Genomic DNA, 8,147 nt, shown 5'->3' with positions numbered 1-8,147 from the left:
ACTCAAGTTTTTGCATAAGAAAAAAGACTGCCCATACAACTCGATGGACAGTCTTTTTGTTGTTTGGCGCTTATGACATGGCGAATGCTTTTCGTTCGGTCTGCACAGTGCCCAGGCGACTTTTACTGTACGGGATGCACATAGGAGTTCCGTACAGCGGGTCTTGCGTAATTTGGCAATCCATATCGAATACCGTACGGACAAGGTCGGTCGTCAGCACTTCGTTCGGAGCGCCTTCTGCCACTACAGTTTGATTGTGAACAGCAACGATATGATGGGCATAGCGGCAAGCGAGATTCAGATCGTGGAGAACCATGACGATGGTGCGTTGTTCCGTTTGATTCAGTTCAAACAACAGGTCCAAAATCTCAATCTGATGCGACATATCCAAATAAGTCGTAGGCTCATCCAGCAAAATCGTCTCGGTTCCTTGGGCGAGCGTCATCGCAATCCAGGCGCGTTGACGTTGTCCGCCAGAAAGACTGTCGACGGCACGATTGGCCATATCCGTGAGTTGAGTAGCTGCCAATGCTTTGTTGACCATCTGCTCGTCTTCTTCTGACCATTGCTGTAGCCAGTTTTGATAAGGATAGCGTCCTTGTTTGACCAATTGCAGAATCGTTAATCCTTCTGGTGCAGATGGGCCTTGAGGAAGGATAGCAAGACGTTTGGCTACCTCTTTGGTAGAGCGTTTCGCGATCGATTCTCCTTCAAGCAGGATGGCGCCTTCCTTTGGTTTGAGTAAACGTGCCAGAGAGCGCAGCAATGTCGATTTGCCACTGCCATTACTGCCAATGAAAACTGTGATTTTTCCACGCGGGATGTTTAAATCTAATGCTTCAATGATGTTGCGTTCTCCGTACGATAGCGTAAGTCGTTGGGTTTCCAAAGCTTGCATATGGGGTGGACTCCTTTCAACGTATAGGAATTAAAAAATATATTCAGGGTCGCATGTGTTGCGGTGGGGAGAAGAATATTTCCAGTCTAGGCTCAGTGCTCCGTCCCGCTGAGGGTTGGGACTGTCCGCTCCGAAGGGATTCGCGGGGAAACGCAAAAGTGGTAGCCGCTTCGTCGTATGGGCACGGTTACGTTTCTTTTGCCCGCGAATCCCTTCTCCGCTCGGTAGGACTCCACAAGTCGCTACGTCTGGAAATATTCTTCTCTGGCGTTACTGATCAGATTCTTCAATCTTTAAAAGGCTTTTTAAAATCCGTATAGCACGAAAGCTCGTAGAGGAAACAGGAGAAAAAAGCGAAGATCTTTGGTACACCGACCGAGACGGAATGCAAAAAGCGAAACACGCTCTTAAGCGTCCACCTCTGAAAAACATCCTGAAAGAACTACTTTGGACGCGGTTTCGCTTTTTGCATGGAGTCGGGCAGTGAATCCCTCAGCGGGTGGGACAAGAATCTGAGTGTTTTCTCCTGTTTCCTCCCCACCACTACAGCGGGACTAAGTTCTTCCCTAGCGATTTCGGTTTTTGTACAGCAAGTAGATGAAAAACGGAGCGCCGATGGCAGAGGTGAATACCCCTACAGGCACTTCGATTGGTGAAAAAGCCATGCGTGCAATCAAATCGGCAAGCAATACGATAATGGCACCCAAGAAAGCTGAAAGTGTCATGGCACCGCCAAAGGACGGACCAATCAGTTGCTTGGCAATGTGTGGGGCCAGCAAAGCCACAAAGCTGATATCTCCTCCAACAGAGACGGCTGTTCCCGTCAAAGCCGCGCAAATCATGAGCAGGAGGAAGCGATCCAATTGTAAGGAACTGCCGAGACTCGTAGCCAGATCATCGCCGAGCTGTTGAATGTTCACGCGTCTTGCAAGCAAGCACGCTGCGAGAATCAGTCCGACTACCCACGGCAAAATCATGAATACGTCGTTCCAGGCAACGCCGTAGATGCTTCCGGTCAGCCAGAGCAATGCCTTATTTTGCAGCAAAAACGGACTGAACATGATCAGCATGGTGACAATGGCACCCGCTGCGATTTTAATTCCAACACCGATCATGACGAGACGAAGCGGCGTAACTCCTTTTTTCCAAGAGAGGGCGTACAGCAGGAATGTCGTCAATGTTGCTCCCAAAAAAGCGATGGGAGGAAGCCACTTGATGCTCGCTGTTTCAAATAGGATCAGGAAGCCGACTGCAAAAACAGATGCTCCCCCCGATACCCCAAGAATATCCGGGGAAGCCAGCGGATTGCGGACGAGGCCCTGCATGATGGCACCCGCAACGGCGAGTGCGGCACCTACCAGAATAGCAATGACGATGCGTGGCAGGCGAAATTGCTCCACAATCAAAGCATTCTCTTCTGAACCGATTCCCAACAAAACTTTTACCACATCGAGCGGAGCGATTTTCATTTCACCCATCCCGAGACTGACAACCGCCACTGCGATGACGATCAGCAAGGCGAGTAGCGAAAACCAGATCGTCTTTTTATGTAGCTGAAACGATGAAAAGCGCTTGCCGATGCGAAGAGACAGGTAGTCTTTCATTATTTATCCAGCCCCTTGCGTGCGACATAGATGAAGAACGGAATCCCGATCAGGGCTGTCATTACTCCAATAGGAACTTCAGCAGGCATTGCGATAAAGCGAGCGCCGATGTCTGCTAACAGCAGCAGGATGGAACCAAGCAGACCGCTATACAAAAGCACCCAGCGTGTGTCGATTCCGACAAGATAGCGGGCCAGATGCGGGGTAACCAATCCGACAAAACCAATAGGTCCAGCAACAGCAACCGCGCAACCGGATAAGAGAACAATGACGATTCCAACACTGAATTTGACCAATAATGTGCGCTGTCCGAGACCTTTTGCAACGTCATCGCCCATCAACAACGTTTGAATCGGACGTGCGAGGACAAAAGCAGCAATCCAGGCGATGATCATATAAGGAAAGACAGTGGATAAATACTCCAGCTTTCTGCCTCCAACGGAACCCGCCAGCCAGAAAAGCACCTCGTCAGTAGCTTTTTCATTCAGGACCATCATGCCGTGTCGGATCGAGGAAGCCAAAGCAGTGATAGCTGCACCCGCTAGAACCAGCTTCACAGGCGAAAGACCATCTCTGCCGAATGAACCGAGCAGGTAGACAATCAAACCTGCTACAGCGGCTCCTAAAAAGGAAATCCACGTAAACTGGGTCAAGGAGCTGATCCCGACAAATGTAACGGCGAACACAACAAAAAGAGAAGCACCTGCATTAAGACCGAACAGTTCAACGTCTGCAACAGGGTTTCTCGTCAAGGATTGGAGCAGTGTTCCGGCCAAGCCGAGGCAGAAACCGACCGTAAGCGCATTGAGCACACGCGGTACTCGTACTTCTTTAATGACGATGTGTTCATTGGAGCCGTTGAAATTCGTGTAGGCATCAATCGCAGTTTGCCAACTCGTGTCAATGACGCCAAAGATAAGGCTGGCATAACTGAGGTAAGTCAGGAGGAGAAGGGCGAATGCCACTCCCAGAATTTTACGAAAGTTGCTAGTTAAAAAAGAATTCATGATGGCTACATCCTTATTTCTTAGATGGTTTCATAGTTAAGTGTAGAGCTACATAAAGGAAGTGTCAATGACGTTGATAGTCATTATCATTTTATGATTGACTTTTGACAAGCAGGGGAGTAGGATAGACTCTGTCATTGATATGAATTCTCATTATAGAAAAGGGAAAGGGGTCCTTTCATCATGTTTTCTCGTACATATCGGACCGCAGGCGGTAAAGCTTTCTTTGCTGTCTTAATGGCGCTCTTGCTGATCGTTACAGGTTGTGGCGCACCGCAAGCAAGCGAACAAAAGCCAGCAGAACAAAAGCCTGCTGACCAAGCAACTGGCAATTCCGAGGGTTCCGGCCAAAGCTACACAGTGAAACACGCAATGGGTGAAACAACCATTAAAGGAACACCAGAACGTATCGTTATGTTGACTAACCAAGGTACAGAAACCTTGATGGCTCTCGGTGTAAAGCCAGTAGGGGCTGTAGGTTCGACCATTGATCCTACTCAATTCTACGATTTCACCAAGTCCTTCCTTGAGGGGACAAAATCCGTCGGTACAGAAGGACAACCTAACCTAGAAGCAATCGCGGCACTGAAGCCTGACCTGATTCTGGGGATGAAATTCCGTCACGAAAAAATTTATCAACAATTGACTGCAATCGCTCCAACCGTATTTGTGGATGAGCCGCGTGGTGACTGGAAAGCAAACTTCTCCTTGTTCGCAGAAGCAGTAAACAAAAAGGCTGAGGGCGAAAAGGTCCTTGCTGACTGGAACAAGCGCGTAGAAGACTTCAAAGCTAAAGCCGGCGACAAGCTGAACACGAAAGTATCCGTAGTTCGCTTCATGCCTGGTAAAGTTCGCATCTACTACAAAGACACCTTCACTGGCGCGATCTTCAAGGATCTTGGCCTGGCACGTCCAGCTTCCCAAGATAAAGAAGAATTCGCAGCAGAAGTAACCAAAGAGCGCATTCCAGAAATGGACGGCGACATCATGTTCTACTTCACGTACGAAACAGGCAAAGGCGAGGCTTCCAAGCTGGAGCAGGAGTGGACAAACGATCCTCTCTGGAAAAACCTGAACGTCGTGAAAAACAACAAGGCATTCAAAGTGGATGACACCATCTGGAATACTTCCGGTGGCGTAATCGCTGCCAATAAAGTACTGGATGAGCTGGAAGGCTACATCATCGGTAAATAATGAGAAAAGACGGGACTAATGCTCCCGTCTTTTTTGTGTGGTTATCCCGCCATGTTGTTAAATGTTCCTCGTGGGTAGTAAATGTTTACGTGATCAATGTAAAGGGTGTTTGGATCATCGGTCATGATGCCTGAGAAAATGAATTTCAATTCGTAATCAGGGGTTACCTTGTAGGTGTAGATGGTTTGGCCGCCCGTTGTGGTTTTGCTCGTTGGCTCCCCAAGTGTTTCACGCACTTCGGCAAGTGTGATTGCTTGCAGGCGCGGGTCATAGGAACGAATATCCACGATCTGCATTCCTTTGTTAAAGGCGAAGACTAGATTGAGATCCCGGTACGTATTGTACGTGATACCATTGATGAAGGAGACGACATCCGGTTTGCCCAGTTGTTTTTCTGCGTCATCGAATACATCCTTTTCTAAACGATACTGACTGCCAAAGATTTGGCCTTTCCCGGCGAGATCACGCACGCTTTGCAACAATTCGGCATTGTCTCCATACAGCATGAGATTTTTGTTTCCTTGCGGGTGATACAGATGGTATTCAGCAAGAATCAAGTCTTCCTTGCTCGTGCTTTTCGTACCTTGGAAGTGGAATTTCACCTGATAGTTGTTTGTGACATCGTAGGTGTAAATCGTTTGATTACCAAACTCGCTAATACGCCCGGGTTTTCCCCAGCTCTTTTCGACGGCAGACAGGCTGATTTGCTGCAAACGTGAATCTGTCCTGTGCATGTCTACGATCTGCATGCCTTTGTTGTAGCCAAACACGACTTCTTTTTTCGGGTAAGTGGAGTAGATCAGTCCATTTGCTGTGTAGGTTTTCTCAGGTTTTCCCCAGCCCTTCTCCACTTCATCTCCCGTTCTTTCCAGAGCGAAAGGAAGCCAGATGACTCTGCCTTCTTTCGCATTTGAGAGAATCTGTGACAATAGCTCCTCTGACTGCGGAGTAGGCTGTGTGGTTACGCTGTTGTTTGGAACCGGTCCCGGAGAAGCAGTAGGAGAGCCAGGAGCAATAGGCGCAACGGTGTCTGGCAATGTACTCTGTTGTTGATTCGTAAGGAGTGAGGCTCCCAGCCAGACGGTCACAGCAAGTACGGAGCAGAGGGCCAATCCCTTGCCAAGTGCAGAGAAACCACGAAAAGAAGCACTCCCCCGAGATTTACTCACATTTGTTTGGCGAATAGCAGAAACGATCTCGTGATTTTTTTCTCCGCTCATTTTCATATCCGGCATCCCTTTCAATTTAGCTAGTAAGTCATGGTCTGAATTAGATCGCATCGCCAATCATCTCCTTTTTCTCACGCTCAAGTATTTCCCTGACAGCTTTCATCGCACGGTGCAGTGTCACGTTTACTTTGTTTTCGGACCACCCAAGTATTTCAGCCGTCTCCTTGGAGGACAGTCCCTTGACTCCACGCAAAATGAGCACCTCGCGAAAAGCGGGTTTTACTTCACGGATTGCCTGGTAAAGTGCTTGCTGCTCCTCATGTACGTGCAGAATTTCTTCCGGTGTTTTTTCTTCTGTCTCTACACTCGCCAGCCATTTATCTGGCAGCCAATTACGAAGACGTTGCTTTCGTTTATGATCGATGGCGGTATTCCTCGCGATCGTCAATAGCCATGTTTTCGGTTGCGATCTGCCTTCGAATGCGTCCAGAGACCGAAGCGCTTTTAGAAAGACATCCTGAACGAGGTCTTCTACATCGCGGGTTCCTGTGTAGTAAATAAGAAATTTGAAAATATCATCGCCATAGCGTAGGAACCATTGCTCCATTAAACCGTTTTTGTCCATAGCTGAACCACCTTTTGTACGTTCTACTTGTAATTTGACGACTCAGGGTGCATTTCATTACAAAAACAAAAAAACTGCCGGAAGCTGTGTCCGACAGTGTGTGTATTTAAGAGTGGAGCATGGAGTCCCGCGTAAACCAGAGCTGATAACTGAGCATGCTGATCAGAACCGCCGAAATAGCAGCAGAGGAGCTAAAGCTGAGCATAATGAGGATTTGATAGCGTACGGCCTCGATGGGACTGGCACCCGCGACGATCATTCCGGTCATCATTCCTGGCAACTGGACGAGTCCGATTGTTTTCATCGTATCAAAGGTAGGAATCATGCTCGCTTTGACCGCGCGCTTCAACACCACATGTACGGCTTGGCGTGTAGTGGCTCCCAGACAAAGCAGTGTCTCGATTTCCCCACGAGAGGCTTCCACTTCTCTGTTCATATGCGTGAGAAAAAGGCTCGTGACGATCATGGAGCTGCCAATAATCATGCCGCTCATCGGGATGAGGTACTGCGGCGTAGGAGAGACAAGCCCGAGTATAACCAACAGTCCCATGGTGATGACCTCTGTGATCGCAAGGGAAAGGGAGATCCGCCAAAAAATCCCCGATAAATGCTTCGCTCTGCTGGCAGCGTTCCACGAAGCGACGCAGATCATCATGAGAATGATCAATAAAATAAACCAGACACTATCGGCAGCAAAGACAAAATGGAGGACGTAGCCGATCGCGAGCAATTGAACGGTAGAGCGAATGGTGCCAATCAAAATGTCTTTTTCCAAACCGAGCTTCTGCCAAACAGAGAGCAGGAGGGCGATGAAAACAAAGGCATAGGCAAAGAGTAGCCACATGTATGAAACCGTAAACGTATGCGTCATCACTGCACCCCACTTAGGGCAGCATGGACATTACCATCTTGCAAAAATTCACGAGCTTCCACGGATTGGGGCGAGTGGAAAAACGCTTCACATTCAGCGTCTTCTGCGAGCAGGTGGTTGGCCATAAACCAAATGCGCTTGCAAGCGACTCGCGCTTCTTCTAAATCATGCGTGACCCAAACTAAGGTCGTTCCCGTTTGGTGGTGCAAATCGACGAGGAGCCGCTCAGCAGCCTGCTTGCTTTTCGGATCGAGTGAAGCGGTGACCTCATCCAGCAGCAGGACAGGTGGCTGGAGCAACAGACTGCGAACGAGCGCGAGCCGTTGCTTTTCTCCGCCAGATAGTTGAGCGGCTGGTTTTGACCAATCGATCTCTTCCATATATAACTGCTCCATCAAGCCTAAGGCGAGCTTCTTATCAAAAGGACGCTGATGCAGGCTGCTCACTGTCCGCAGGTTGTCTTCCACGTTGCCGGGCAGCATGACGGCTTGCTGTGCCACATAACTGATTTTCATTCGCCAAGCTCTCGCGTCCCACAGTGACATTTCTTTATTCTCCAAGGAAACCGTACCGGCGTCAGGTTGTAGAAGGCGACCCAAAATACGAAGCAAGGTGCTTTTTCCCTGTCCCGATTTCCCCAGAATTCCAATTATCGTAGGTTCATCAATACTCGCGTTTATGTCACGGAACAACCATGTACTCGTGGGAGAGTGGATTTGTTTCCCTAAAGCTTCAATCTTGATGGTCATATGTAAAAGCCTCCCCATTAACGCGGAAAA

At 48.7% G+C, this 8,147-nt stretch carries 8 protein-coding genes; 1 reads left to right on the top strand and 7 read right to left on the bottom strand.

Going from position 1 to position 8,147, the window contains the following annotated elements; translation table 11 throughout:
- Positions 1–70: 70 nt before the first annotated feature.
- The 3 genes from HP568_RS28040 to HP568_RS28030 all read right to left on the bottom strand — a co-directional run bounded on the left by HP568_RS28040 (position 71) and on the right by HP568_RS28030 (position 3,509).
- A complete protein-coding gene (locus tag HP568_RS28040) occupies positions 71–844 on the bottom strand; it encodes an ABC transporter ATP-binding protein (protein WP_375154948.1) in 774 nt (257 codons plus the stop codon).
- 620 nt (positions 845–1,464) lie between these two features.
- Positions 1,465–2,502 (bottom strand): FecCD family ABC transporter permease, encoded by a 1,038-nt coding sequence (locus tag HP568_RS28035; protein ID WP_048034944.1) that lies wholly within the window; start codon positions 2,500–2,502, stop codon positions 1,465–1,467.
- Positions 2,502–3,509 (bottom strand): FecCD family ABC transporter permease, encoded by a 1,008-nt coding sequence (locus tag HP568_RS28030; RefSeq protein ID WP_173630824.1) that lies wholly within the window; start codon positions 3,507–3,509, stop codon positions 2,502–2,504. The genes HP568_RS28035 and HP568_RS28030 overlap by 1 nt, the downstream gene beginning before the upstream one ends.
- A gap of 183 nt (positions 3,510–3,692) precedes the next feature.
- On the opposite strand from HP568_RS28030, the gene HP568_RS28025 reads away from it, so the two are divergent.
- A complete protein-coding gene (locus tag HP568_RS28025) occupies positions 3,693–4,703 on the top strand; it encodes an ABC transporter substrate-binding protein (RefSeq protein WP_048034942.1) in 1,011 nt (336 codons plus the stop codon).
- Positions 4,704–4,744: 41 nt separating this feature from the next.
- Here the strand turns inward: HP568_RS28025 and HP568_RS28020 are convergent, their stop codons facing one another.
- From HP568_RS28020 to HP568_RS28005, 4 genes are all read right to left on the bottom strand, one after another.
- Entirely contained in the window at positions 4,745–5,983 is a 1,239-nt protein-coding gene (locus tag HP568_RS28020; protein ID WP_173630823.1) for a YjgB family protein, read from the bottom strand.
- The gene (locus HP568_RS28015; protein ID WP_048034940.1) at positions 5,973–6,497 is read right to left on the bottom strand and encodes an RNA polymerase sigma factor; all 525 of its coding nucleotides are present in this window, start codon (positions 6,495–6,497) and stop codon (positions 5,973–5,975) included. The genes HP568_RS28020 and HP568_RS28015 overlap by 11 nt, the downstream gene beginning before the upstream one ends.
- A gap of 106 nt (positions 6,498–6,603) precedes the next feature.
- Positions 6,604–7,368, bottom strand: a complete 765-nt coding sequence (locus tag HP568_RS28010) for an ABC transporter permease (protein ID WP_173630822.1) — start codon at positions 7,366–7,368, stop codon at positions 6,604–6,606.
- On the bottom strand, positions 7,368–8,117 hold the full coding sequence (locus tag HP568_RS28005) for an ABC transporter ATP-binding protein (RefSeq protein ID WP_048034938.1): 750 nt from the start codon (positions 8,115–8,117) through the stop codon (positions 7,368–7,370). Before HP568_RS28005 ends, HP568_RS28010 begins: the two co-directional genes overlap by 1 nt.
- Positions 8,118–8,147 lie beyond the last annotated feature (30 nt).

The sequence above is a fragment of the Brevibacillus sp. MS2.2 genome, assembly GCF_013284345.1.
Classification (GTDB): domain Bacteria; phylum Bacillota; class Bacilli; order Brevibacillales; family Brevibacillaceae; genus Brevibacillus; species Brevibacillus brevis_C.
The sequence above is the reverse complement of the archived record's forward strand: the minus strand, read 5'-3'. Positions and strand labels throughout refer to the sequence as shown.